Source organism: Pseudomonas sp. NMS19W (assembly GCF_051554255.1).
Classification (GTDB): domain Bacteria; phylum Pseudomonadota; class Gammaproteobacteria; order Pseudomonadales; family Pseudomonadaceae; genus Aquipseudomonas; species Aquipseudomonas kribbensis.
In genome coordinates this window covers 3481086-3506564 of the sequence record NZ_CP136718.1, presented here as the reverse complement: position 1 = coordinate 3506564, position 25479 = coordinate 3481086, and the positions used below count along the sequence as shown (strand labels likewise).

General features: G+C 61.9%; 20 protein-coding genes and 1 pseudogene. 9 read left to right on the top strand and 12 right to left on the bottom strand.

Annotated elements, in window-relative coordinates:
- Positions 1-12 precede the first annotated feature (12 nt).
- Positions 13-2397, top strand: coding sequence for an efflux RND transporter permease subunit (locus tag R1A29_RS15780; protein ID WP_085711332.1), 2385 nt, complete (start codon positions 13-15; stop codon positions 2395-2397).
- Between the two features lie 263 nt (positions 2398-2660).
- Here the strand turns inward: R1A29_RS15780 and R1A29_RS15775 are convergent, their stop codons facing one another.
- Both R1A29_RS15775 and R1A29_RS15770 read right to left on the bottom strand, forming a co-directional pair.
- The gene (locus R1A29_RS15775) at positions 2661-3380 is read right to left on the bottom strand and encodes a FadR/GntR family transcriptional regulator (RefSeq protein ID WP_248741915.1); all 720 of its coding nucleotides are present in this window, start codon (positions 3378-3380) and stop codon (positions 2661-2663) included.
- Positions 3381-3498: 118 nt separating this feature from the next.
- Positions 3499-5235, bottom strand: a complete 1737-nt coding sequence (locus R1A29_RS15770) for an IlvD/Edd family dehydratase (RefSeq protein ID WP_114883595.1) — start codon at positions 5233-5235, stop codon at positions 3499-3501.
- A gap of 193 nt (positions 5236-5428) precedes the next feature.
- Here R1A29_RS15770 and R1A29_RS15765 point away from each other — a divergent pair, with 193 nt between their 5' ends.
- The 8 genes from R1A29_RS15765 (at position 5429) to R1A29_RS15730 (ending at position 12002) form a co-directional block, all read left to right on the top strand.
- Complete coding sequence (locus R1A29_RS15765; RefSeq protein WP_438298842.1) at positions 5429-6751, top strand: MFS transporter; 1323 nt, start codon at positions 5429-5431, stop codon at positions 6749-6751.
- A 35-nt stretch (positions 6752-6786) separates the two neighbouring features.
- Positions 6787-7779 (top strand): AraD1 family protein, encoded by a 993-nt coding sequence (araD1, locus tag R1A29_RS15760; RefSeq protein WP_438298841.1) that lies wholly within the window; start codon positions 6787-6789, stop codon positions 7777-7779.
- A 9-nt stretch (positions 7780-7788) separates the two neighbouring features.
- Positions 7789-9369: an aldehyde dehydrogenase (NADP(+)) gene (locus R1A29_RS15755; protein ID WP_438298840.1), complete on the top strand. Its 1581-nt coding sequence runs from the start codon at positions 7789-7791 to the stop codon at positions 9367-9369.
- A 95-nt stretch (positions 9370-9464) separates the two neighbouring features.
- Positions 9465-9773, top strand: a complete 309-nt coding sequence (locus tag R1A29_RS15750) for a DUF5629 family protein (RefSeq protein WP_085711602.1) — start codon at positions 9465-9467, stop codon at positions 9771-9773.
- On the top strand, positions 9770-10945 hold the full coding sequence (locus R1A29_RS15745) for a lactonase family protein (protein ID WP_438298839.1): 1176 nt from the start codon (positions 9770-9772) through the stop codon (positions 10943-10945). Before R1A29_RS15750 ends, R1A29_RS15745 begins: the two co-directional genes overlap by 4 nt.
- Positions 10946-11101: 156 nt before the next feature.
- On the top strand, positions 11102-11281 hold the full coding sequence (locus R1A29_RS15740) for a hypothetical protein (protein ID WP_085703571.1): 180 nt from the start codon (positions 11102-11104) through the stop codon (positions 11279-11281).
- A 254-nt stretch (positions 11282-11535) separates the two neighbouring features.
- The gene (locus tag R1A29_RS15735; RefSeq protein ID WP_438298838.1) at positions 11536-11748 is read left to right on the top strand and encodes a hypothetical protein; all 213 of its coding nucleotides are present in this window, start codon (positions 11536-11538) and stop codon (positions 11746-11748) included.
- Positions 11745-12002 (top strand): hypothetical protein, encoded by a 258-nt coding sequence (locus R1A29_RS15730; RefSeq protein ID WP_438298837.1) that lies wholly within the window; start codon positions 11745-11747, stop codon positions 12000-12002. The genes R1A29_RS15735 and R1A29_RS15730 overlap by 4 nt, the downstream gene beginning before the upstream one ends.
- A 5-nt stretch (positions 12003-12007) precedes the next feature.
- On the opposite strand, the gene R1A29_RS15725 is transcribed toward R1A29_RS15730, so the two are convergent.
- From R1A29_RS15725 to R1A29_RS15680, 10 genes and pseudogenes are all read right to left on the bottom strand, one after another.
- Positions 12008-12592: a glutathione S-transferase gene (locus tag R1A29_RS15725; RefSeq protein WP_438298836.1), complete on the bottom strand. Its 585-nt coding sequence runs from the start codon at positions 12590-12592 to the stop codon at positions 12008-12010.
- Entirely contained in the window at positions 12589-16230 is a 3642-nt protein-coding gene (locus R1A29_RS15720; RefSeq protein ID WP_438298835.1) for an AAA family ATPase, read from the bottom strand. Before R1A29_RS15720 ends, R1A29_RS15725 begins: the two co-directional genes overlap by 4 nt.
- Positions 16227-17470, bottom strand: a pseudogene (locus R1A29_RS15715) (exonuclease SbcCD subunit D C-terminal domain-containing protein). Before R1A29_RS15715 ends, R1A29_RS15720 begins: the two are co-directional and overlap by 4 nt.
- Positions 17471-17981: 511 nt before the next feature.
- The gene (locus tag R1A29_RS15710; RefSeq protein ID WP_438298834.1) at positions 17982-19622 is read right to left on the bottom strand and encodes a BatD family protein; all 1641 of its coding nucleotides are present in this window, start codon (positions 19620-19622) and stop codon (positions 17982-17984) included.
- On the bottom strand, positions 19619-21355 hold the full coding sequence (locus tag R1A29_RS15705; protein WP_438298833.1) for a tetratricopeptide repeat protein: 1737 nt from the start codon (positions 21353-21355) through the stop codon (positions 19619-19621). Before R1A29_RS15705 ends, R1A29_RS15710 begins: the two co-directional genes overlap by 4 nt.
- The gene (locus R1A29_RS15700; RefSeq protein ID WP_438298832.1) at positions 21352-22431 is read right to left on the bottom strand and encodes a vWA domain-containing protein; all 1080 of its coding nucleotides are present in this window, start codon (positions 22429-22431) and stop codon (positions 21352-21354) included. Before R1A29_RS15700 ends, R1A29_RS15705 begins: the two co-directional genes overlap by 4 nt.
- Positions 22424-22921 (bottom strand): DUF4381 domain-containing protein, encoded by a 498-nt coding sequence (locus R1A29_RS15695; RefSeq protein WP_085734027.1) that lies wholly within the window; start codon positions 22919-22921, stop codon positions 22424-22426. Before R1A29_RS15695 ends, R1A29_RS15700 begins: the two co-directional genes overlap by 8 nt.
- Complete coding sequence (locus R1A29_RS15690; RefSeq protein ID WP_085711312.1) at positions 22918-23862, bottom strand: DUF58 domain-containing protein; 945 nt, start codon at positions 23860-23862, stop codon at positions 22918-22920. The genes R1A29_RS15695 and R1A29_RS15690 overlap by 4 nt, the downstream gene beginning before the upstream one ends.
- Positions 23863-23867: 5 nt before the next feature.
- Positions 23868-24827 carry an AAA family ATPase gene (locus R1A29_RS15685; RefSeq protein WP_007913915.1) on the bottom strand — a complete coding sequence of 320 codons (960 nt, stop codon included), beginning with the start codon at positions 24825-24827 and terminating at the stop codon, positions 23868-23870.
- A gap of 269 nt (positions 24828-25096) precedes the next feature.
- Positions 25097-25450, bottom strand: a complete 354-nt coding sequence (locus R1A29_RS15680) for a hypothetical protein (protein ID WP_085711311.1) — start codon at positions 25448-25450, stop codon at positions 25097-25099.
- Positions 25451-25479: the final 29 nt, after the last annotated feature.

The following is a 25479-nucleotide window of genomic DNA, read 5'->3' as shown; positions in this document are numbered from 1 at the left end:
GAAGGCGGGGCTATGACTTCCTTGAGCACTCATCATCAGGACAAGGCGACGTTCCTCGAACGCCTGATCTTCAACAACCGCCCGGCAGTGATCGTGATCTGCCTGCTGGTCAGCATTTTCCTGTTCTGGCAGGCCACGCTGATCCGCCCGTCCACCAGCTTCGAAAAAATGATCCCGCTCAAGCATCCTTTCATCGAGAAGATGATGGAGCACCGCAACGATCTGACGAACCTGGGCAACACCGTGCGCATTTCGGTGGAAGCCAAGGACGGTGACATCTTCTCCAAGGAGTACATGGAGACCCTGCGTCAGATCAACGACGAGGTGTTCTACATCTCCGGCGTCGACCGTTCCGGCCTGAAGTCGCTGTGGAGCCCGAGCGTGCGCTGGACCGAAGTGACCGAGGAAGGTTTCGCCGGCGGTGAAGTGATCCCGCAGAGCTACGACGGCTCCCAGGACAGCCTCGACATGCTGCGCAACAACGTGCTCAAGTCGGGTCAGGTCGGGCGTCTGGTGGCCAACGACTTCAAGTCGAGCATCGTCGACATCCCGCTGCTGGAGTCCTACCCGGACCCGCAGGACCAGGGCAAGTTGCTGGCGCTCGACTACCGCCAGTTCTCCCATGAACTGGAAGACAAGATCCGCAACAAGTTCGAAGCGCAGAACCCCAACGTCAAGATCCACATCGTCGGTTTCGCCAAGAAGGTCGGTGACCTGATCGACGGCCTGGTGATGGTGGTGATGTTCTTCGGCATCGCGTTCGTCATCACCCTGATCCTGCTGCTGTGGTTCACCAACTGCCTGCGCAGCACCGTGGCGGTATTGAGCACCACGCTGGTGGCGGTGGTCTGGCAACTGGGGTTGATGCACTTCTTCGGTTTCGGCCTCGACCCGTATTCGATGCTGGTGCCGTTCCTGATCTTTGCCATCGGGATTTCCCACGGCGTGCAGAAGATCAACGGTATCGCCCTGCAATCGAGCGAGGCGGACAACGCCCTGACCGCTGCGCGGCGCACGTTCCGGCAATTGTTCCTGCCGGGGATGATCGCGATTCTCGCGGATGCGGTGGGCTTCATCACGCTGCTGATCATCGACATCGGCGTGATCCGTGAGCTGGCCATCGGCGCGTCCATCGGCGTGGCGGTGATCGTGTTCACCAACCTGATCCTGCTGCCGGTGGCGATTTCCTATGTCGGCATCAGTAAACGTGCGATCGCAAAGAGCAAGAAGGATGCGAACCGCGAACATCCGTTCTGGCGCCTGCTGTCGAATTTCGCCAGCCCGAAAGTCGCACCGGTGTCCATCGCCCTGGCGCTGATCGCCTTCGGTGGCGGCCTCTGGTACAGCCAGAACCTGAAGATCGGCGACCTCGACCAGGGCGCGCCGGAACTGCGTCCGGACTCGCGCTACAACAAGGACAACAACTTCATCATCAACAACTACTCCACCAGCTCCGACGTACTGGTGGTGATGGTCAAGACCAAGTCCGAAGGCTGCTCGCGCTACGAAGCCATGGCGCCGATCGATGAGCTGATGTGGAAGATGCAGAACACCGAGGGCGTGCAGTCGGCGATCTCGCTGGTGACCGTGTCCAAGCAGATGATCAAGGGTATGAACGAGGGCAACCTGAAATGGGAAACCCTGTCGCGCAACCCGGACGTGCTGAACAATTCCATCGCCCGTGCCGACGGCCTGTACAACAACAGTTGCTCGCTGGCGCCGGTGCTGGTGTTCCTCAACGACCACAAGGCTGAAACCCTGGATCGTGCGGTGAAAGCCGTGCAGGAATTCGCCAAGGACAACAACAAGGACGGTCTGGAATTCATCCTTGCGGCCGGTAACGCCGGGATCGAAGCGGCCACCAACGAAGTCATCAAACAGGCTGAACTGACCATCCTGATTCTGGTGTACATCTGCGTGGCGGTGATGTGCATGATCACCTTCCGCTCGTGGGCGGCGACCCTGTGCATCGTGCTGCCGTTGGTGCTGACCTCGGTACTGGGCAACGCGCTGATGGCGTTCATGGGCATCGGCGTCAAGGTCGCAACCCTGCCGGTGGTGGCGCTGGGCGTGGGGATCGGCGTGGACTACGGCATCTACATCTACAGCCGTCTGGAAAGTTTCCTGCGTGCCGGCCTGCCGTTGCAGGAAGCCTATTACCAGACCCTGAAATCCACCGGTAAGGCGGTGCTGTTCACCGGTCTTTGCCTGGCCATCGGCGTGTGCACCTGGATCTTCTCGGCGATCAAGTTCCAGGCCGACATGGGCCTGATGCTGACCTTCATGCTGCTGTGGAACATGTTCGGTGCGCTGTGGCTGCTGCCGGCGCTGGCCAAGTTCCTGATCAAGCCCGAGAAGCTGGCGGGGCAGAAGGGGAATTCTTTGTTTGCTCACTGATCCATTTGGCTGAAATGAAAAAAGCCGCAACCTTAGGGTTGCGGCTTTTTTTATGGGGCAAGATCAAAAGCCCCTCACCGTAGCCCTCTCCCAGGGGGAGAGGGAACTGACCGAGTGGTGCTTCGTGATACATCGACCTGAAAAACCGAGTCGATTATGGATTCAAAGCAGATCGTTCACGTCGGTGTAGATCGTCAATATTCCCGGATCGGTCCCCTCTACCTCTGGGAGAGGGCTAGGGTGAGGGCAGGCGGACTATCGACCTACGAAAGATCCGCCCCAAGCACAACACTCAAAGCACTGCGCGCATCATCCAGCTGCACCAACGTCGCATGCCGAGCCCCTAACGCATCCCGATTCTCGATTGCCGTCAAAATCGCCTTGTGCCGAGGCAACGCCAGTTCATGCAGATTCGGCCGCTGGTTCGAATGCTTCAACGCCTCGGCAATCGCCACCGACAGCATGTTGCACAGGTTCGCCAGCAAGTCGTTGTGGGTCGCATCGGCAATGCGGCTGTGGAAGTCCAGATCCGGTTGCAGCAAGGCTTCCGGGGTCGGCGCGGCTTCCATGCGTTGGTAGGCTTCGCCGATGGCGGCGATGTCGGCATCCGTGGCGTGCTGGGCGGCGAGGGCGGCGGCGGCCGGTTCGATGATGCTGCGCACGCTGGTCAGCACGTTGAAGAATTCATTCTGCGGGCTGCTTTGCATCAGCCAGTGCAGCACGTCCGGGTCGAGCATGTGCCATTCGCGGCGCGGCTTGACCACGGTGCCAACGCGAGGCTTCGAGTACACCAGCCCCTTGGCCACCAACACCCGCGTGGCTTCGCGCAACACCGGTCGACTGACCGCGTACTCCTCGCAGAGCAAGGCTTCGGCGGGCAGTTTGTCGTCAGGCAGAAAACGGCCGGAGACGATCTGCATGCCCAGTTCCTGGACGATGCGCGAGTGCATGCTTTTACGGTCGGAAGGTTTGCGGTAATCCATGGGGAACGGCACGATCCTGAGCGATGGAGATGCCGCGCATCATAGCAGGCACGACGGAATCTGGAGCTAGGCAATGATCGTTCCCACGCTCTGCGTGGGAACGATCAGGGTGGCGATGTTAGTGGGAATGGCGGGGTACTTCAGCACCTCGACAGCCGACCAGGAAATCAAAATCACACCCCTGATCCGCCTGCAGCACATGGTCGATATACAACTGACGATACCCACCCACCAACAACTGCTGCGGCGGTTGCAGATCCGCCATGCGCGCCGCCAGTTCAGCGTCCGGAATGTCCAGGTGCAAACGCCCGCTGGCGCAGTCCAGCTCGATCCAGTCGCCTTCCTTCACCACTGCCAACGGCCCACCGGCCGCCGCTTCCGGGGCGACGTGCAACACGACGGTGCCGTACGCCGTGCCGCTCATCCGCGCGTCGGAGATGCGCACCATGTCCGTCACGCCCTGGGCCAGCAGCTTGGCCGGCAACCCCATGTTGCCCACTTCGGCCATGCCCGGATAACCCTTCGGCCCGCAGTTTTTCATCACCAGAATCGAGTTTGCATCGACGTCCAGTTCCGGGTCGTTGATCCGCGCCTTGTACATGTCGAAGTTCTCGAACACCACGGCGCGGCCACGGTGTTGCATCAGTTCCGGCGTGGCGGCGGACGGCTTGAGCACCGCGCCCAGTGGCGCCAGGTTGCCGCGCAACACGCAGATGCCGCCGTCAGCACGGATCGGGTTGTCGAGAGTGCGGATCACTTGGTCTTCGCCGTAGATCGGCGCGTCCTTGGTGTTCTCGCCGATGGATTTGCCGTTGACGGTCAGCGCGTCAGGATTCGGAATCAGATTGGCTTCGCCGAGGCGGCGCAGTACAGCCGGCAAGCCGCCGGCGTAGTAGAACTCTTCCATCAGGAAGCGCCCGGACGGTTGCAGGTCGACAATGGTCGGCATGCCGCGACCGATGCGCGTCCAGTCGTCCAGATCCAGCTCGACACCAATGCGTCCGGCGATGGCTTTGAGGTGAATCACCGCGTTGGTCGAACCGCCAATCGCCGCGTTGACCCGGATGGCGTTTTCGAAGGCTTCCTTGGTCAGGATTTTCGACAGTTTCAGATCCTCACGAACCATCTCCACCGCACGCATGCCGGACATATGCGCCAGCACATAACGCCGAGCATCCACCGCCGGAATCGCCGCGTTGTGGGGCAGGGACGTGCCCAGTGCTTCGGCCATGCAGGCCATGGTCGAGGCGGTGCCCATGGTGTTGCAGGTACCGGCCGAGCGGGACATGCCGCCCTCGGCCGCGAGGAAATCGTCAATCGTGATGGTGCCGGCCTTGACCTGCTCGCTGAGCTGCCAGACCACGGTGCCGGAACCAATGTCCTTGCCCTTGTGCTTGCCATTAAGCATCGGCCCGCCAGTGACGACGATGGCCGGTACGTCGCAACTGGCCGCGCCCATCAGCAGGGCCGGGGTGGTCTTGTCGCAACCGGTCAGCAACACCACGCCGTCAATCGGGTTGCCGCGAATCGCTTCCTCGACATCCATGCTCGCCAGGTTGCGGGTGAGCATGGCGGTCGGGCGCAGGTTCGATTCGCCGTTGGAGAACACCGGGAATTCCACCGGAAAGCCGCCAGCCTCGATCACGCCGCGTTTGACGTGCTCCGCAATCTGGCGGAAATGCGCGTTGCACGGCGTCAGCTCCGACCAAGTGTTGCAGATGCCGATGATCGGCTTGCCATGGAACTGATGGTCGGCGATGCCCTGATTCTTCATCCAGCTGCGGTACATGAAGCCGTTCTTGTCGGCCGTGCCGAACCATTGGGCGGAGCGCAGGGTGGGTTGCTTATCAGACATGATCGATTCTCTTATTGTAAGACTATTGTTTGCGAGCTTCGGCTAAACATAAGCGCAAAATCGACGGTTTGGAAGTGTTGTTGGGTAATTAGTATTACTATATAGTCGTTTTCGATTGAGGGATGGCCCTGGCGATTTTTCGCGAGAGGCGTCCCCGCAGGTTCCATAAAAACAACAATCGGAGACCGATCCCATGAGCCAGGAACTGCGGCTTGTCCGGCGCATCACGCTGAAACTGATTCCCTTCCTGATCCTGCTGTACCTGATCGCCTATGTGGATCGCTCCGCCGTCGGCTTCGCCAAGCTGCACATGGGCGCCGACATCGGCATCGGCGATGCCGCCTACGGCCTCGGCGCCGGGCTGTTTTTCATTGGCTACTTTCTGCTGGAAATCCCCAGCAACCTGATGCTCGAACGCTTCGGTGCGCGGCGCTGGTTCGCGCGGATCATGATCACCTGGGGCGCGATCACCATCGGCATGGCCTTCGTCCAGGGCCCGCACAGTTTCTACGTGATGCGCTTTCTGCTCGGCGCGGCGGAGGCGGGGTTCTTTCCCGGCGTTCTGTACTACATCACCCAATGGTTCCCGGTGCGCCATCGCGGCAAGATCCTCGGGCTGTTCATCCTGTCCCAACCCATCGCGATGATGATCACCGGCCCCGTGTCCGGCGGCCTGCTGGGCCTGGACGGCATCCTCGGTCTGCACGGCTGGCAGTGGCTGTTCATCGTCATCGGCACCCCGGCGATCCTGCTGACCTGGCCGGTACTGCGCTGGCTGCCGGATGGCCCGCAGCAAGTGAAATGGATGGATCAGGCGGAGAAAGACTGGCTGACCGGTGAGCTGAAAAAAGATCTGCAGGAATACGGCCAGACCCGCCACGGCAATCCGCTGCATGCGCTCAAGGACAAACGTGTGTTGCTGCTGGCGCTGTTTTATCTGCCGGTGACCCTGAGCATCTATGGCCTTGGCCTGTGGCTGCCGACCCTGATCAAACAGTTCGGCGGCAGCGATCTGGTGACGGGTTTCGTGTCATCGGTGCCGTACATCTTCGGCATCGTCGGGTTGCTGATCGTGCCGCGCAGTTCCGACCGCATGAATGATCGCTACGGGCATCTGGCGGTGCTCTACGTGCTGGGCGCCCTCGGCCTGTTCCTTAGCGCCTGGCTGTCGTTGCCGGTGGCGCAACTGGCGGCGTTGTGTCTGGTGGCGTTCGCGCTGTTTTCCTGCACGGCGGTGTTCTGGACGTTGCCGGGGCGGTTCTTTGCCGGCGCCAGTGCGGCGGCGGGCATTGCCCTGATCAACTCGGTCGGCAACCTCGGCGGCTACATCGGTCCGTTCGTGATCGGCGCGCTGAAGGAATACACCGGCAACCTCGCTTCGGGCCTGTACTTCCTGTCCGGAGTGATGGTGTTCGGGCTGATTTTGACGGGCGTCGTCTATCGCTTGCTGGAGCGCAAGCATGTGCTGCCGGTTGAGCAATTTGCCGCGAGTGCACGCGGTGCAACGCGGACTTGATATCGATCCAGGATTTGTTTTAACAGGAGAACATCATGCATCTGGTTCAATTCGAATTGAGTAACGGCGAACGCCGTGTCGGGGTGGTCGAGGGCGGTCTGGTGCGCGAAGTGCAGGATGCGCGCACGGTTCGTGATCTCGCCCTGGCCGCGATTGAAGCCGGCAGCACCCTCGCGCAGCAAGTGCAAACCCTCGGTCTGGGCATCAGCCACGACTACGCGCAGTTGCTCAAAGACCTGCGCATCCTGCCGCCGCTGGACCACCCGGACCCGGCGCACCTGCTGGTCAGCGGCACCGGCCTCACGCACCTCGGCAGCGCATCGGCCCGGGACAAGATGCACCAACAGGCCGGCGACGAAGCGGCGATGACCGACACCATGCGCATCTTCAAGTGGGGCGTGGAGGGCGGCAAACCGGCGGCGGGGCAGGCCGGGGTGCAGCCGGAGTGGTTCTACAAGGGCGACGGCAGCATTGTCGTGCGTCCCGGTCAGCCGTTCCCGCTGCCGCCGTTTGCCGAAGACGCCGGCGAAGAACCGGAGATGGCCGGTCTCTACGTTATCGGCCAGGACGGCAAGCCGTATCGTCTCGGTTTCGCGGTGGGCAACGAATTCTCCGATCACGTCATGGAGCGCAAGAATTACCTGTACCTGGCCCATTCGAAACTGCGCAGTTGCAGCTACGGCCCGGAACTGCGCGTGGGTGAATTGCCACAACATCTGGCCGGCACCAGCCGCATCCTGCGTGACGGTGAAGTGCTGTGGCAGAACGAGTTCCTTAGCGGCGAGGCCAACATGTGCCACAGCCTGGCGAACCTCGAATACCACCACTTCAAGTACAGCCAGTTCCTGCGTCCGGGCGACGTACACATTCATTTCTTCGGCACCGCGACCCTGTCGTTCGCCGACGGCGTTCGCACACAGCCCGGCGACGTGTTCGAGATCAGCCAGGCCGAATTCGGTGCGCCGCTGGTCAACGGCATCGCCCCGGTTGCAGCCGTTTTCCAACCGGACAGCATCGGCACCCTTTAAGGAGATCCCATGACTCAGATTCTCGGTCACAACTACATTGGCGGGCGTCGCAGCGCGGCGGGTAGCGTCAAACTGCACAGCATCGATGCCACGACGGGTGAGGCGCTACCTCACGATTTCATTCAGGCGACGCAGGAGGAAGTGGATGCCGCCGCCAAAGCGGCCGCTTCTGCTTACCCGGCCTATCGCAGCTTGAGTGCCGAACGACGCGCGCAATTTCTCGATGCCATCGCCGATGAGCTGGATGCGCTGGGCGATGATTTTGTCGCGGTGGTTTGCCGTGAAACCGCGCTGCCTGCCGGGCGGATTCAGGGTGAGCGTGGCCGCACCAGTGGCCAGATGCGGCTGTTCGCCAAAGTTCTTCGGCGTGGTGATTTCTATGGCGCGCGCATCGACCTGCCGCTGCCGGACCGCCAGCCGCTGCCGCGTCCCGATCTGCGCCAATACCGCATTGGCCTCGGCCCGGTGGCGGTGTTCGGCGCGAGCAACTTTCCGCTGGCATTTTCCACCGCTGGCGGCGACACCGCGTCGGCGCTGGCCGCCGGGTGCCCGGTGGTGTTCAAGGCCCACAGCGGCCATATGGCCACGGCCGAACTCGTGGCTGACGCGGTGATTCGCGCGGCGGAAAAAACCGCGATGCCGGCCGGTGTGTTCAACATGATCTATGGCGGTGGCGTCGGCGAGTGGCTGGTCAAGCATCCGGCTATTCAAGCCGTCGGCTTTACCGGTTCGCTGAAGGGCGGACGGGCGTTGTGCGACATGGCCGCCGCGCGTCCGCAGCCGATCCCGGTGTTCGCCGAGATGTCCAGCATCAACCCGGTGATCGTGTTGCCCCAGGCCCTGGCCGTGCGTTCGGAAACCGTCGCCCGTGATCTGACCGCCTCGGTGGTGCAGGGCTGCGGTCAGTTCTGTACCAACCCGGGCCTGGTGATCGGCATTCGTTCGCCGCAGTTCACGGCGTTCGTCGAGCAAGTCGCTGCGCTGATCGGCGATCAACCGGCGCAAACCATGCTCAATGCCGGGACCCTTGGCAGCTACGACAAAGGTCTGGAAAAACTTTTGGCGCATACCGGCATCGAGCATCTGGCCGGCAACCCGCAGCAGGGCAATCAGGCGCAGCCACAGCTGTTCAAGGCTGATGTCGGTTTGTTGATCAATGGCGATGAAGTGTTGCAGGAAGAAGTGTTCGGCCCGACCACGGTGATCGTCGAGGTGGCCGATCAGGCGCAACTGAGTGCGGCGCTGCTGGGGCTGCATGGGCAACTCACCGCGACGATCATCGGCGAGCCGGCAGACTTCGTGCAGTTCCCGGAACTGACGCCGTTGCTGGAACAGAAGGTCGGGCGGATCCTGCTCAACGGTTATCCGACCGGTGTCGAGGTGTGTGATTCGATGGTCCACGGCGGGCCGTATCCGGCGACGTCCGACGCCCGAGGCACCTCGGTCGGCACCCTGGCCATCGATCGTTTCCTGCGCCCGGTGTGCTTCCAGAACTACCCCGATAGCCTGCTGCCGGAACCGCTGAAAAACGCCAATCCGCTGCGGATTCAGCGACTGGTCGACGGCAAGCCTTCACGCGAAGCGCTCTAAGCCGGATCGCCGGGTCTTGTGTGGGCAAGCTCCCTGAGGCCCGGCGGCCACATTGAGCTATCATTGCCACTTTCCCCCTGAAAGACATGATCGACATGACTGCCGTACCAGACACCCTTCTCAACGCCCTCGAACACTGCGGTATGGTCGAAATCGACGGCCTGCACGCCTTCGAATTCGCCCTCGATGAAGACGACAATCTGCATATCGAGTGCATCGATGGCCGAACGGCCAAGCATTGGGAGTTCACACCGGCCCAGGTTGAAGCGGCGACGTTCGACCAGGACCTGCAGAGCTGGTTGATCATCGGTTTTGCCAGCGACACCAAAACCGTCGGCGAACACCGTCTGGTCTGCCTCGGTGATGTACTCAGCAGCGCCGACGACGAGGATGAAACCGAATGAACATGCGTAAATTCTGGCCGTTGCTGATGGCCGGCAGCGTCGGTGCAATGGGCCTGTCCAGTGCCTCGGCCGAAAGCTTCCAGTTGCTGGTCGGCTCCTACACCGCCGGCACCAGCCAGGGCATCTACCGGATGAACTTCGACAGCGCCACCGGCCAGATCGACGCCAAACCGCTGCAGGTGATCAAGAGCGAAAATCCGTCGTGGCTGACCCTGTCCAGGGATCAGCACCGGGTGTTCGTGGTCAACGAAAATGGCCCTGGCCAGAAAGACCCGGTCGGTCGCGTCAGCAGTTATTCGATCGATCCGAAGACCCACGCCCTGACCCTGATCAATCAGGTCCAGAGCCTGGGCAACGAGCCGACCCATTCGAGTCTCAGCGGCGACGCCAGTCATCTGTTCGTCAGCAACTATTCCGTGGTTGAAGATCCGGGCGGCACCCTCGCGGTGTTGCCGGTGGGCAGCGACGGCAAGCTCAAACCGGTGGTGCAGATGAGCGCGCACCCGGCGAGCCGGGTCAATCCTGAGCGTCAGGCCTCGAACCACGTGCACTCGACGATTTCCTCGCCGGATGGCCGTTATGTGTTCTCCAACGATCTGGGCGCCGACAAGGTCTTCGTTTACCAATTCGACCCGAAAGCCAACCCGGACCTGCCGCTGACCCCGGCGAAAACCGCTTCGGTGCAACTGCCACCGGGCAGCGGGCCGCGTCATCTGCTGTTCAGCGCTGACGGCAAACATGCCTGGCTGACCATGGAAATGAGCGCCCAGGTTGCGGTGTTCGACTACAAGGACGGCGTGCTGACCCAGACGCAAATGGTTGATCTGGCGGCCGGCCAGCCGACTTCGGACAAGGCCGCTGCGGCGCTGCATGCGTCCGCCGATGGCAAGTTCCTCTACGTCAGCAACCGTGGCACCGCCAACCAGTTGCTGGTGTTCGCCATCGATCCGGCCAACGGCCAGCTCAAGGAACTGCAACGGCGTTCGGTTGAAGGCGATCACCCGCGTGAGTTCAGCCTCGATCCAAGCGGCAAATTCCTGCTGATCGCCAACCAGAAGAGCAACCAGATTGTCGTGGTCGAACGCGACGGCAAGACCGGTCTGCTCGGCAAAACCGTGCAAAAACTGCCGATGGACGCCCCGAGCGACCTCAAGTTTCTTGTGCGTCAATAAGCCGCAGGCCCCGGTCTGCGGGGCCTGACGCTTTGTATTAATCCTGCTGATAACAGGTAATGGTGCAAAGCATTTCAAGCGAGCAACCCTCGAGCGTTAAGTTTGCTTCACAGCCCAACCGGGCAAGCAAGCCAACCGAACTCGAGGGTTACCGCCATGAACTTCAATCTCTTCTCCGTTATCGCCGCTTCTGCCATCTCCGCCACCGTTGCTCTGCCAGCCAGCGCCAACGTTGAAATCAGCAGCAAAAAATCCCACACCCAGAGCTACACCCAGAAATACTTGCAACAGAGCGCCAACTTCTACGCCGCGCTGGATCACAAAGCCCAGCACTGAAATTTCCGTCACGCCCTGGAACTGCCCAAGGCTGCGATCCTTTGATCTTGTTTATCAAAAGCAAAATCAGAAGATCGCAGCCTTGGGCAGTTTTTTACGTGCGCGGTATCAGTCGATAGGCATTTTCAAACAGCGGGATAGATCGGCTAAATAATCAACGAAGCTGATGGTTACTATGGCGAACGCTGAGTGGTTACCCCGGCTTTTTTGATTGATTCTGTGGGCGTCGAAACATTGTCCACGGAGCACACATCATGGCCAGTTCAATCATCACTTCCGCCAAACGCGGCGCCTACCTGGCCATCGGTCTGTACCTGGTCATGGTGCTGTTCGTCAGCCTTTCGTCCCAGTCGCAACACAGCTTCGATGCGCCGATCCAGGTCGCGCATCCCGGCGTCCAGTTCGAACTCCGCTCGCAAAACGCAGCGGTAGATTCAGTGGAACTCGCGGGAGCCGTCGGAGCATGAAAGGCTACAGATTCTGGGTCATCGCCGGTCTGGCGATCATGACCAATGGCGCGTCCCTGTTGGGATTCGGTCAGGGCTCGGTCGGTGGGCTGGCCCGTGCCATAGAGGCCAACCACACCATCGCCCACAACATCGAACGGGCCAATGCGCTGGGGCTCTTGGCCGGCAATCCACCGGTGAAAACCGAAGCCAGTTTTCTCGGGCCGTTCCAAGTGGATTGCTCGGCCATCGGCATGTGCCAGGTGCTGGCGTAAGGCGCTTACTTTTTCATGATGGCGGTAAACAGATCCGACTCAAGAAAGCGTTGTAACCACGCCTGCAATCTTTCATAAGGTGTCGTCGCAAACCAGTCACGATCAACATGGGCGAACTGGCGGACAAAGGGCAGCAGCGCGATATCGGACAGGCAGGGATGATCAGTCAGCAAATAGTCACGGCCTTCCAGCAACTCATCCAGCTTTTGCAGGAACCGCGCACCTTCCGCGCGATAAACCTCCATCGGCTGTTCCGGGTAACGCTCGGCGTACTTGTAGCGATTCAAATGCACCTTGAACACTTGATCGTTGGCTTCGATCAACTCGGCAATCCTTGAATCGCCACCCAGTAACCAGTCATCCGGATCATTCTGTGCCAGCGCCCAACGCATGATTTCCAGGCTCTCATCGATCACCTGACCCTCCGCATCCAGCACCGGCACCGTACCTTTGGGCGAGATCGCCAGCATCTCCGCCGGTTTGGCCTTGAGGCTGACTTCGATGATCTCCACCGGCACGCCCGAATAACGCAGGGCCATCCGCGCCCGCATCGCGTACGGGCAGCGGCGGAACGAATACAGCGTGTTCATTTCACCTCCAGTGTGCTCAAACCATTGCCCTGGCGCTGCACCTGAATCTGCACCGGAATCCGCTCGTGCATTTCCTGCACGTGAGAAATCACCGCGACCTTGCGGCCCTGTGCCTGCAAACCGTCGAGGGCGTCCATGGCCAGTTGCAGGGATTCCGGATCGAGACTGCCGAAGCCTTCGTCGATGAACAGCGATTCAATCTTCAGCGTGCTCGACGCCATCGAGGCCAGACCCAATGCAAGGGCCAGCGACACCAGGAAGGTTTCGCCGCCGGACAGCGAATGCACCGAGCGCAGTTCGTCGCCCATTTCGGTGTCCATCACCAGCAGGCCGAGCATGCTGCCGCCGCGTTTGAGGCGATAGCGTTTGACCAGTTGCCGCAGTTGCGCGTTGGCGTGATGCACCAGCAGGTCGAGGTTGTAGGCCTGGGCGATCTTGCGGAAGGTGTCGCCGGTAGCCGAACCGATCAAGGCATTGAGCCGCGCCCAGCGCTGATACTCGGCATAGGCGTCGGCGATCTGCTGCGCCAGCGCGGAGTTGGCGTTCTGCCGGCGCTGATCTTCGACTTGCTCGGCACGCAGCTCGGCGCAGAGCTGTTCACTGGCGCCGGACTGGTTCTGCAAGTCGGCGAGGGCGGCTGCGAGTTGTTCGGCTTCGAGGTTGCCGTTGTGTTGCGCCTGATGTTCGAGCAACTGGCGATCGCGTTCCTGCAACAGCACTTTGGCGTGTTCCAGGGCTTTTTCGTTGCGCTGCAAACGCTCGCGCAGCTCGCCGACCTGCGCGTCATCGACCCGCAACAGATCTTCGAGGCCGCCGTCATCCAGTTCCGGATGACGGGCGCGCCAGTCGGCAATCTTGCTGGCCAGATCGCGGTCTTCGGTTTCCAGCGCCTGCAAACGCTCTTGCTGAGCTTTGAGTTCGGCGGCGATTTGCACGAGTTGCGTGCGCACGCCTTGCAGTGCTTGAGTCGTGGTGGATTCGGCGTTGCGCGCCTGTTCTACCGCGAGTTCAAGCTGCTGCTGCCAGTGCTCGGCACAATTGTGGTCGCCCAGCAGTTGCGCCAGTTTCTCCTGGCTGGCCTGTTGTTGAGCGGTCAGCGCGTTGAGCTGTTGCTCAGCGGTTTGCAGCTGCTGTACGCGGCTCTGTTGGCGATCCTGTTCCTTCTCGAGCGTCTGCTGGCGTTGTTGCTGTTCGGCCAGCTCTTCCTTCTGTTGATCGACTTGCGCCAGACGCTCGGCAATCTGCCGGTCAAGCTGCATGAAGGTCGCGGCCGGTTCGGCGCGCAGGGCTTCGTGAGTCTCGGAGGGCAGCAGTGTGGCGAAGGCCGCCAGTTCTTCGTCCAGACGCTGGCGGTCGGCGTTCAGCTCGCGTTGCTGATTGCTCAGATGCTGGGCTGCTTGCTGGTGAGCGGTTTCAGCGTGACGCAATTGCTGGGTCAGGCGCGCCGCATCCTGTTGCAAGGTGAGCAGGGCGGTCTGGCGCTGTTCGTCCTGGGTGATGCTCTGGTTCAGTTGATCGTTCTGGCGCGTCAGCCAGGCAGCGCGCTTGTCGCTGTCCTGATTCAATAATTGCGCGGCCAGCGGATGACCCTCGATGCTCGGCGTCAGCGCCTGCTGTTGTACCGCCAGTTGTTCCTGCTGTTGCAGCAATTCTTTCTGTTGGGCAATCACGCCACCGACGCTGGTACGCAGTTCGGTGAGTTTCTCCTTCAGTTGATCGACCGCTTGCTGCGCGCTGGCCTGCTCGCTTTCATCGTGGCGGCCAAGGCTCTGCAGCAGGGCTTCCGGCTGATGATAAGGATGCTCGTTGCTGCCGCAGACCGGGCACGGCTGGTCATCCTGCAACTGCGCACGCAGTTCTTCGACACTGGCGCTGCGGGCCAGACGCTGGCGTTCGAGCAGTTCACGGGTGACGTTGAGGGTCTGTTCGGCGACGGTCAGCTCGGACTTGGTTTTCACTCCGTCCTGGGTCAGGCGCTCACGCTCCTGCTGCGCATCGAGCTGGCGCTGTTGCAGCTCGGCACTGCGTTTGTCCAGTTCCTGCTGACTGGCCCAAAGGCGCGTCAGGTCCTCGACGGCGCGCAGTTGTTTGCGGTTGTCCTGCAGCAGAGTGCCGAGGATGCCGATCTGTTCGGCGACCGCGTCCGGCTCGGCGCCAGCTTCTTTGAACAGCACTTCAAGCTGCTGCTTTTGCGTGGCGAGTTCTTCGGTGGCGCGGGTGGCGTTCTGTTCGAGATTCGCCAGCTCGCTTTCGCCCTTGTTCAACCGGTTGCCGATCAGCATCAGTTGCTGCAAACGGTCGCGGTAAGCATTCCAGGCTTCGCTCAGCGGTGCCAGATGAGTGCTTTGCTCCAGATCGGCGGCGATACGTTGCAGGCGTTCCGCGACCTGCTTTTGCTGATCGAGAAGGGTCTGGATCGCGCTCTGGCCCTGAGTGCAGGCCTGTTCGGCTGCTTGCTTCGTTTCGGCACCGGACGCGACCTCTTTGGCGAGGCGGGCGAGGGTGCTTTGCTCATCGAAGGCCTGACGCAACAGCGGTGCGCTTTCGCTCTGTTGCTTCTGCGCTTCGGTAACGGCGATTTGTGCTGACCCGAGGTTTTGTTCAAGTTGAGCCTGACGTTCGGTCAGCTCGCCTTGTTGCTGGGTATGCGCATGGATTTGCGCCGCCAGCGGCGTCAGCAACGCATCGATTTCAGCCTTGCGGGCGAATTGGTGCCGTTGTGGGGCGAGCTGTTCCAGGCGCGTCAGGCGCAAGCGTTCGCCGGCCAGCGTTTCGCGCTCATGTTCGGCGCTCTGCAATTGCTCGGCAGCTGCCTGCTGCGCGTCCTGCAACAGGTGCAGATCCTTGAGCCAGGTGTGTTGTTGCTCAAGCTGTTTGAGCTGCGCCTGCTGCAACTTCAATTGCTGCTGGGCAGCGTTGAAGCGTTCGTCGAGTTCGGCGCGGGCCTCGGGCGGCAGCGGGGTCACGCCGGTGGCCTGATCCTGCAACTGCTTGTGGGCTTCGCGGGCTTCTTTGGTCTTGTCGAACGCGCGCCGGCCGAGGCGAGTGTAGAGCGCCGTGTCGGTGAGTTTTTCCAGCAGTTCGCTGCGGTCGTTGTCGTCGGCCTTGAGGAACGCACTGAACTCGCTCTGGGCCAGCAGCACGGCGCGGGTGAACTGTTCGAAGTTCAGGCCCAGCGCGGCTTCGAGTTGAACCTTGTACTCGCCTTTCTGGCTGGCGAGCAGTTGATCCTGATCGATGTCGCGCAGGCTCTGACGGCTGGCCTGCAACTTGCCGCCGGCCTTTTCCCGGGCGCGGTTGGCTTCCCAGCGCGCGCGATAACGGCGGCCATCGACGCCGACAAAATCCACTTCGGCGAACCCTTCGCCCGTACCACGACGCAGCAGGGTGCGCGGGTCGCCGGTGGCGATTTCGCCGTCGGCGTCCGGCACCTTGGCGTCACGCCCGGTGTTGTTCAGACGCGGCACGGCGCCGAAAAGCGCCAGACACAAGGCATCGAGCAAGGTACTTTTGCCGGCGCCGGTGGGGCCGGTGATCGCGAAGAGACCGGCACTGGCCAGCGGTTCGGCGGTGAAATCGATCTCGAACGGGCCGGCCAGCGAGGCAAGGTTCTTCAACCGAATGGCGAGGATTTTCATGGCTGCTCGCCCTCCATTTGTACGTCTTGCAGCAACTCGGCGAAGTCCTTGAGGGTTTGCTCGTCGACCTCGTTGCCGTAATTGTCGAGCCAGGCGCGGCTGAACAATTCCTGCGGGGTGAGCTGGTCCAGCTCGATCAGAGCGCTGCCGTCCTCGACGCCGTCAGCGCCACGATTGCCGGCGTATTCGGCGGCGATTCGCACCAGTCGCACAGCTTTGCCTTGCAGGGCACTTTCGACCTGATGACGCAGATCCGGTTGCGGCTCGTCGAGGGTCACGCGCACCTCCAGCCACGGCTGGCGCTGGGTTTCGGCCAGCAGGTCTATGTTCGGCAGGTCGGCCAGTTGCAACAGGATTTCCGCCAGCGGCGCAGGGCCGAGACGCTGCAGGTTGACGGAGCGGGGATCAGTATCGGCTCGACGCTGACCAGGGTTTCGCCGTCGAGCACGACGTCGAGAATCTGGTGCTGATAACTGATTTCCGAAAACGACAACGGAATCGGCGAGCCGCTGTAGCGAATCCGCTCTTCGCCATTGACCTTTTGCGGTTTGTGCAAATGGCCAAGGGCGACATAGCTGATGCTCGGCCCGAACAGACTGGCCGGCAAGGCTTCGGCGTTGCCGATGATCAGGCTGCGTTCGGAGTCTTCCGACACCGACCCGCCGGCCATGTGCGCATGGCTGATGGCGATCAGCGCCTGGCCCGGCTGACGCTTGGCGTTGGCCGCTTCGATCAGCCACTCATGTACCTGACCGATGCCGCGCAGGTAGTTGTCGCCCAGATGCGTGCCGGTTACTTCGGCGGGCCGCAGGAACGGCAGCGCCAGGCACCACGCAGCGATCTCGCCGGACGCATTCGGCAACGGCAACAACAGGCGTTCCGAATCGAGTTGGCCGTCGTCCAGCCACAACACCCGGCCCAAAGCATGGGTACGCAAACGCCGCATCAACGGTGCGGGCAGCTCGATCCGTGAACCGGAGTCGTGGTTGCCGGCAATCATCACAATGGTCAGCAACGGCTGCTGTTCGTGGGCACTGACGATGAAATCGTAGAGGCGTTCCTGGGCTTTGACCGGTGGGTTCACCGTGTCGAAGATGTCGCCGGCGATCAGCAGCACGTCCGGCTGCGCCAGCTTCAATTGGCGCAGCAGCCATTCGAGAAAACAGCTGTGTTCGAAATCGCGCTCCTGGCCGTGCAGGTTCTGCCCAAGGTGCCAGTCGGAGGTGTGAAACAGACGCAAGGCTGACTCCGCAATATAAAGGGGTGATGGCCGCGGGGATAAGAGGGCGGCGAAAGAGGGGGAGTTTACAGATTATTGCGGCAGGCAGGCTTGTCCGGGAGGCGGGGGTACGATCTCGATGATTCCTTGATTGACGGTCCTGCACCCGATATCTACCATCGCGCCACTATATTGATATCAATCAGGATCGGAGCGGCCCTTGCGACTGAGTCGGGAGCCGGGCATGAGATTTCGGGATCTGGAACAAGGTCCGGAACGCTTCAGCCTTGAGCCGGGTGTTTGCAGGCGTGCCGTGATGATCGTGATGAATATAAATCTGTCCCCGTTTTTACTATTGAGCGATTGTTTGACACCATCAAGAAGAAGGGCGTTCTTGTGGTGGAAAGCAAGGGGATGATCAACCCGCCTGCGCCCCCGGCACCGATGATTATTCCTGTCATTATTCCGAGATAAGGCTATTGAAAATAGGGGCAGGTTTATTTGATTAAATAGATCTGTCCCCATTTTTAAACTACTTCGGATAAAGCGGCGGCAACCCACTATCGCCCACCGGATCCTGCACCCGCTCCGCCGTCGGAATCGTGCGGATCGCGCGCCACAAATCTTCACCCTGCCAATGCTGCCCGGTTTCGCTGTACAGCGCGCCGTTCAGCCCATCAAGCGCATCCGACAGCGGCACAAAACGCGCCGCCATATCTGCCAGGGTTTCCGGCTGCTGGCGGGCCCAGGCGTCGAGGGCCTGGCGGGTGGCTTGCGGGTCGTTGGCCTGGCTGGCGCGTTTGATGTCGTCAAGCAGGGTGCGCGGGCTCGGGCCGGTTTGGGCGGCGCGCAGGATTGCCGGTTGCCAGCGGGCGCGCCACCAGAGGCCGAAGCCGAGGAGGGTAGTGCAGGCGAGGATCAGCGTGCTGAGTTTCCACCACCACAGGGCTTCGCTGTCGGCGGCGTTGAAGGATTGCGCGCTGCCGGCCGGGGTGTCGACCTGCAGGCTCGGGTTGTTCACCACTTGCAGGGTGCGGGCCGGCAGGCTGGTGTGTTCCAGATGATCTTCGAAGGTGTTCCACCACACCACGTCCACGGTTGGTAGATCGATCGAACCGCTGCGGCTTGGCACCAAAGCTTCGCGCTCTTCACGGCTGCCGATCAAACCACGCTCACTGCTCTGATTGTTGAGCACCGGTTGGTCCGGGTAGCGACGCAGGCCGTTGGCCTCGGTGGCCGGCAGGGCGGGCAGTTGCGAGCTGGCGAGGCCTTCGACCTTGAGGGTCAGGCTGCGGGTCAGGGAGTCACCGACCTGGGTGTGATCCGGTTCCGGGTTCCAGCTTTCGCTGAGGCTCAGGCTGCGGGCCGGCAGCCACGGCGCGTCGGCCGGATAAGTGATGGGTTTGGGTTTGACCGTCAGCGGGATTTCCGTAGACGTCACTCGCAACACTTTGCCCGGCTTCGGACCCTGTGCGTTGGCGTCTTTGGCAGGCTGGGTGTCCACTCGTGTGGCGCTGAAGGTTTGCGGGGTGATGGTCAGCAAACCGCTGTGCTGCGGGAAGATCGCGTAGCGCATTTCGATCACGCCGTGACGCACGCCGTTGATGTCTTTTTCGTAGGTGCGTGTATCGCCCAGCTGTTCAACCCGTGCGTCGGTTATCTGCAACGGCGTGACGCTGCTGTCGTCGTACAGCGACACCGAATGGTAGATGCGCAGGGTCAGGACGGCCTGGGCCTGCACATAGACGCTGCTCTGATCGAGGCTGGACTCGATGAACACCGGGTCGAGCACATTCTTTTCTTCGGTTACGTCGCTTTCCACCACCTGCACGGTGATCGGCTGGCTTTGGGTTTCACCCAGTTTCAATGACGGAATTTCAACGCTGCCGTTCTGTTTTGGCAGCAGGGTGATGATCCAGCGGGTGGTGGCGCGGTTCTCGTTGTTGAGGGTATTCAGCTGGTTGACCTGACGCGTGCCGCGCACTTCGAACAGCGGTTCCAGCGGGGTCAGATCAGGCTTGCCGAACTGCGTGACATCATTGGACTCGAGGGTGAGTTCCACCGTCTCGCCGGAGTTCAGGCGACTGCGATCCACACTGGCCGTCAGCTCGGCCGCCTGAGCGGTGGCCGTGCAGATCAGCAGGGGTAGCAAGAGAGCGGTGAAACGGGTCATCGAGTGTTTTCCTGATCCTGATGTTGTTGCTGTTCGTACCAGAATTTGCGTCGCAGCAATTCGCCCGGATCGTCCGGGATCTTGCCCAGCCATTGCTCCAGTGCCTGACGTTGCTCGCCTTTGAGGTCGTCCTCTCCAGGGCTCAGCGTCGGGGCCGTATTCTGTTCCGCGTCCGGCGCGCTGTCCGGTAATTCATTGGGGCCTGGCTGTGGCGGCGTGGTCGGCGGCGGTTCGCTCGCTGACTCCGCAGGCTGGGTCTCACTTTGCGCGTCATTCTTGATCGCCGGTGGCGGCGCGGTGGCGGGCGGTGGTTCGTCGCCCGGCACGTTTTGCTGCGTCGGTTGCTTCTCGGGCTCGGTCGGCGGCGGAGTGTTTTTCTGCTTGAGCAGGTTTTCCACCAGTGCCTTGTTGGTCAGCGCCGGGCGCAAGTCCGGCTGCAATTCCAGCGCCTGTTCATAGGCGTCGATCGCCGCTTCCAGCTCACCGCTTTTCGCCAGTGCGTTGCCACGATTGTAGTGGGCGCGGGCATCGCTGCCCTCGGCGAAACGCTCGGCGGCGCCACTGTAATCGCCGGCCTCGTACAACGCCAGTCCCTGCCATTGATGGTCTTCGAAGTGTTGCGCGGCCTCGGCCGGGCGCTTCTGTTTCAACAGATGCAAACCCTGCTGATCGGGGCGCAGCCAAAGGTCTTCGAAACTGAAAGCGTAGCTCGGTTGCGGCAGACAGAAGAGCAGCGGCAGACAGAACAACCAGCCACGGCGCCCGGCACAGGCGGCAAGCAGCAACAGCGGCAACAGCAGCCAGTAACCCTGATCGGCCCAGGTATCGAGGCGCAGGGTCTGGCCATCGTTGCGCAGGCTGCGCGGGCCGTCGAGCAGGCCGAGGCTGCGCAGATCCGATTCATCCAGCCGTGCGCTGTGGTACTCGCCACCCACCGAGTTGAGGAAGGCGCCGAGACTGGGGCTGTCGAGTTGCGGCACGCGGATCGCACCCTGGGCGTCCTTGAGGAAACTGCCGTCCTCCTGAGCAATCGGCGCGCCCTCCGCGGTACCGATGCCGAGCATCAGCAGCTGCGCCGATTGCCCGCTCAGTGCGCGGCGAATGCCTTGGCGTTCCTCTTCCGAAAGCGAAGAGCCAATCAGCAGAATGCGTCCCTGACCCAGCGCCCCTTGTTCCAGCAAGGTCAGCGCCTTGCTCACGGCGAGGTCAGCGCGATGGCCGCTTTCCGGCATCAGCGACGGCTTGAGGGCATCGAGCAGGTTGCGATTGGTCGCCAGGTCATCCGACAGCGGGACCAGCGTGTGGGCACTGCCCGCGTAAACCACGATGGCGGTCTGCGCATCGCTGCGTGCTTTTAGCAGATCGAACAGTTTGCGCCGGGCCTGTTCCAGACGCGTCGGCGGCGAGTCGGTGGCGAGCATTTCCGGGGTCAGTTCCAGCACCACCACCAACGGATCCGCCGGTTTCTGGCTGGTCTGTTCGACCCGCTCCCAGCTCGGTCCAAGCAGCGCCAGGATCGTCAGCAACCACGCAACGCCCAACGCAACCCACGGCAACTTGCTGTCGCGACCGCTGCCGCCACTGAGCAACGCAGCATGGAACGCCGGCGGCAGAATCATCTGCCAGCGCCCGGCGCGTTTCTGCCGGTGCCAGAGCTGCCAGATCAACCAGCCGAGCAGCGGCAACAGCAGCAACCACCAAGGACGGAACCAGTGCGGCCAGAGGGCGATCATCGGCGCCTCCGCAGACGCAGGCGCTTGAGGCGCTCGCGCCAGTCAGGCAGGGGGCTTTGCAGATACAACTCCTTGGTGAACAGGCGTTGCAGCGGGTTGTCCGGCCACAACTCACGGGCCACCAGCAACATGCTCAACAGCAACGCCAATGCCAACGGCCACTGATACAACGCTTGGGCCGGGCGCGCCTGAGTCGGTTGCTGGGCCACCGGCTCCATTTGGTCGAGGGTGTCCTTGATCGCTTGCAGTTCCTTGCCGTCGCGGGCGCGGAAGTAGCGTCCTCCGGTAGCGTCGGCAATGGCCTTGAGTGCCGGTTCGTCGAGGTCGAGGGTCGGGTTACCGCCGAGCAGTGCCGTGGCGCCGCTCTCTTCGGGATCGGCACCGATGCCGATCGGATAGATTTTCACACCTTCATTGGCCGCCAGTTTTGCGGCGGTCAGCGGCTCGATCTCTCCGCCGTTGTTGGCACCGTCAGTCACCAGAATCAGCACGCGGCTCTGCGCTGGGCGCATGCGCAGGCGTTTCAGGGCCAGACCGATGGCGTCGCCGATGGCGGTGTTCTTGCCGGCGATGCCGATCCGCGCTTCGTCGAGCCACACACGCACAGTGCGCCGGTCAAAGGTCAGCGGTGCTTGCAGGTAAGCCTGGCTGCCGAACAGGATCAAACCGACCCGGTCGCCGTCGCGGCCTTCCAGGAAGTCACCGAGCAAATGCTGGACCAGCGACAGACGACTGACGTCTTCGTCGTTCCATTGCATGTCGGGGAAGTCCATCGAACCGGACACGTCCACCGCCACCAGCAGATCGCGACCGCTGGCGGCAATCGGCAACGGCTCGCCCAGCCATTGCGGGCGGGCGGCGGCGATCAGCAGAAGCAACCACAGCAGCATGAACGGTGCCTGCTGGCGCCAGGCCGGCAGATTGGCCCGGGCGCGGCGGCGGGCGAGGCCTTCCAGATCACCGAGGAAGCTCACTTTCAGCGCCGGCTCGCCGCTGTCGGCCACCGGCAGCACGAGGCGCATCAGCCACGGCAGCGGCAACAGCACAAAGATCCACGGCCAGGCGAATTCAAACATGCTTGCGGATCCACGTATCGACGGCTTGCGTCAGGCCGGCGATGGCCTTGTCGTCGAGTTTGCACTCGGGCTTGTAGGCGCCTTCCACCAGCACCATCCAGCGAGTCAGGCCGGCGGCGGGGCAGCGGTTGTCGAGGAACGCCAGCCACTTGCGCCCGTTGAGGGTGTGGCTCTGGCTGTAAGGGTAGTGGTTGCGACACAGGCGCTTTAGCAGGCCGTTCAGTTGTTGCAGCCATGCGCCGGCTGGTGCGCCGTCGTAGGGTTTGACCATTTGCGCCAGTTCGGCGAGTGCAGCGATGCGCACCGGATCAAGCGGGATTTCGGCGCGCACGACCGGTTTTTTCTTGATCGGAATGAAGCGGCGCAGACGCCACAACGCGTAGCCGATCAGCGGCAGCAACAGAAGCAGCAGCCACCAGCCCGGCGCCGGCGGCCAGAAGGCGATCGGTGGCGGGGAAATCAGTGGTTGCAGTTGTTCGAGGCCGTTCATCGAACGTTCCCCGGGCGCTGCGGGTTGAGGAACTCGCGCATCTGCTCGACCATTTCGCTCTGGGTGCTCAACGGCATTAGCAAGACCCGCAGTTTCTGCGCGAGCAATTCCCAGCGGGCGATGCGCGCTTCGGCCTGGGCGCGATAGGTCTGGCGCAGGTCAAAGTTCAGCGTGTCGAGTTCCAGTTGCGCGCCGCGCTCGGCGAATCGCAGCAGACCGGCGGCGGGCAGGGCGTGGTCCAGCGGATCGGACAGCGGCAGCATCAGCAGATCGCAATGGCGCGACAGCAGGCTCAGTTGCTGCTCGGCGCTGTCGCTCAAGGCGCGCTCGTCACAGATCACAATGACCAGACTGCCCGGACGCAATACTTCGCGGGCCCGGCGCAGGGCGACGCCAAACGCATCGCGATCCGGCTCCCGCTCGCTGTGCAGTGATTGATTGACCTTCACCAAGCGGTTGAGCAGTTGCAGCAGGCTTTGCTTGCTGCGGCGCGGCTTGATCTCGTAATGCTCGTTGTCGCCGAACACCAGTCCGCCGACCCGGTCGTTGTGGCCCAGCGCGGCCCAGCCGATCAGCGCTGCAGCCTGTGCCGCGAGCACCGATTTGAACATCAGCCCGGAGCCGAAGAACAGCCGCGTGCTTTGCTCGACCATGATGAAAATCGGCCGCTCGCGTTCTTCATGGAACAGCTTGGTGTGTGGCTCCTGAGTGCGTGCGGTCACGCGCCAGTCTATGGTGCGCACGTCGTCGCCGGCCTGATAGACCCGCACCTGATCGAAGTCGACGCCACGGCCACGGAATTTCGAGTGATGCAGGCCAATCAGCGGGCTGCGCTGGCTCGGTGTGGAAAACAGCTGCACTTCGCGCACGCGGTGGCGCATCTCGATCAATTCGGCGAGGGAGATGCGGATACCGGGTTCGGACGGCAGGGAGGCGTTCATGGGGGTCAAGCGACGGCTACGACGTCGAGAATCCGTTGCACCACCCGATCCTGGTCGATGCCGGCGGCCTCGGCCTCGAACGACAGAATGATGCGGTGACGCAATACGTCGAACAGCACCGCCTGGATGTCTTCCGGGCTGACGAAGTCGCGACCGGCCAGCCAGGCGTGGGCGCGGGCGCAGCGGTCGAGGGCGATAGAGCCACGCGGGCTGGCGCCGTAGGCAATCCATTCGGCCATTTCCGGGTCGAACTTGGCCGGGTTGCGCGTGGCCATGACCAGTTGCACCAGGTATTCCTCCACGGCGTCCGCCATGTACAGACCGAGGATTTCCTTGCGGGCGGCGAAAATCGCCTGCTGGCTGACCCGACGTTCAGGCTTGGTTTCGCCGTTCAGGGCTTCGCCCCGGGCCTGTTGCAGGATCCGGCGTTCGACAGCCGCGTCGGGGAAGCCGATCTTCACGTGCATCAGGAAGCGGTCGAGCTGCGCTTCGGGCAGCGGATAGGTGCCTTCCTGCTCGATCGGGTTCTGAGTGGCCATCACCAGAAACAGCGGCGACAGCTCATAGGTGCTGCGTCCGACACTGACCTGCCGCTCGGCCATCGCCTCAAGCAAGGCCGATTGCACTTTGGCCGGCGCCCGGTTGATTTCGTCCGCCAGCACCAGGTTGTGGAAGATCGGGCCTTGCTGGAACACGAAACTGCCGGTTTCCGGGCGATAGATCTCGGTGCCGGTGATGTCGGCCGGCAACAGGTCCGGGGTGAACTGGATGCGATGGAACTGGGCTTCGATGCCCTCGGCGAGCTCTTTGATCGCTTTGGTCTTGGCCAGACCCGGAGCGCCCTCGACCAGCATGTGGCCGTCGGCGAGCAGGGCGATGAGCAAGCGCTCGATGAGTTTTTCCTGGCCGAGAATCTGCGTTGAAAGAAATGTTCGCAGCGCCAGCAGCGCTTCACGATGTTCCATCGATGACTGTTCCTGGAAAGGGTGGCCACAGGCGTTCGGATAACGCCGGGGCTGGGGGCGTTACTTTAATCCATCGCAGGGGGTGGCGACTAACGGCATTTTGCGCAAAGTGCGGGAAATGACCGGGGCAATTGTTGGAAATTTGTAGGGCGGGGGAGGTGCGGTGTCCTTTCGGGCCTCATCGCGATGAGGCTCGCTCCCACATTTGAACGGCGTACACCCGTCAGTGTGGGAGCGAGCCTGCTCGCGAAAGGGCCGTCAAGCCAACATCAAATCTGGCTGATGAAGGTGCCGGTACCATCAAGAATGTTCTTCAGGGTTTCCTCGACTTCGGCCAGATCCACCATGTCCGGGTTGTAGGTGATTTCCAGCACATCGTCGCCATTCAGCGCATCGGCATCCGCCGCCGCGATTTCGATCTTCAGCAGGGTTTTGGTCAGGGTGACCTTCACGCCGTCGAGGGTGGACGGCTCGCCATCCAGGGTGATCTCCAGCTCATCCTCGTCCGGATAGCGGCTCATCAGAAACATTTCGCCCTTGTCGCTGTGGCAGCAGAGCATGGCCATGTTGTCTTCTTCGTCGTCGCACGGGTTGACGATCAAAAGGGCGGTGGTCATTTGCATGGGGAATTCCTGCCTCGACGGGCTTGTTG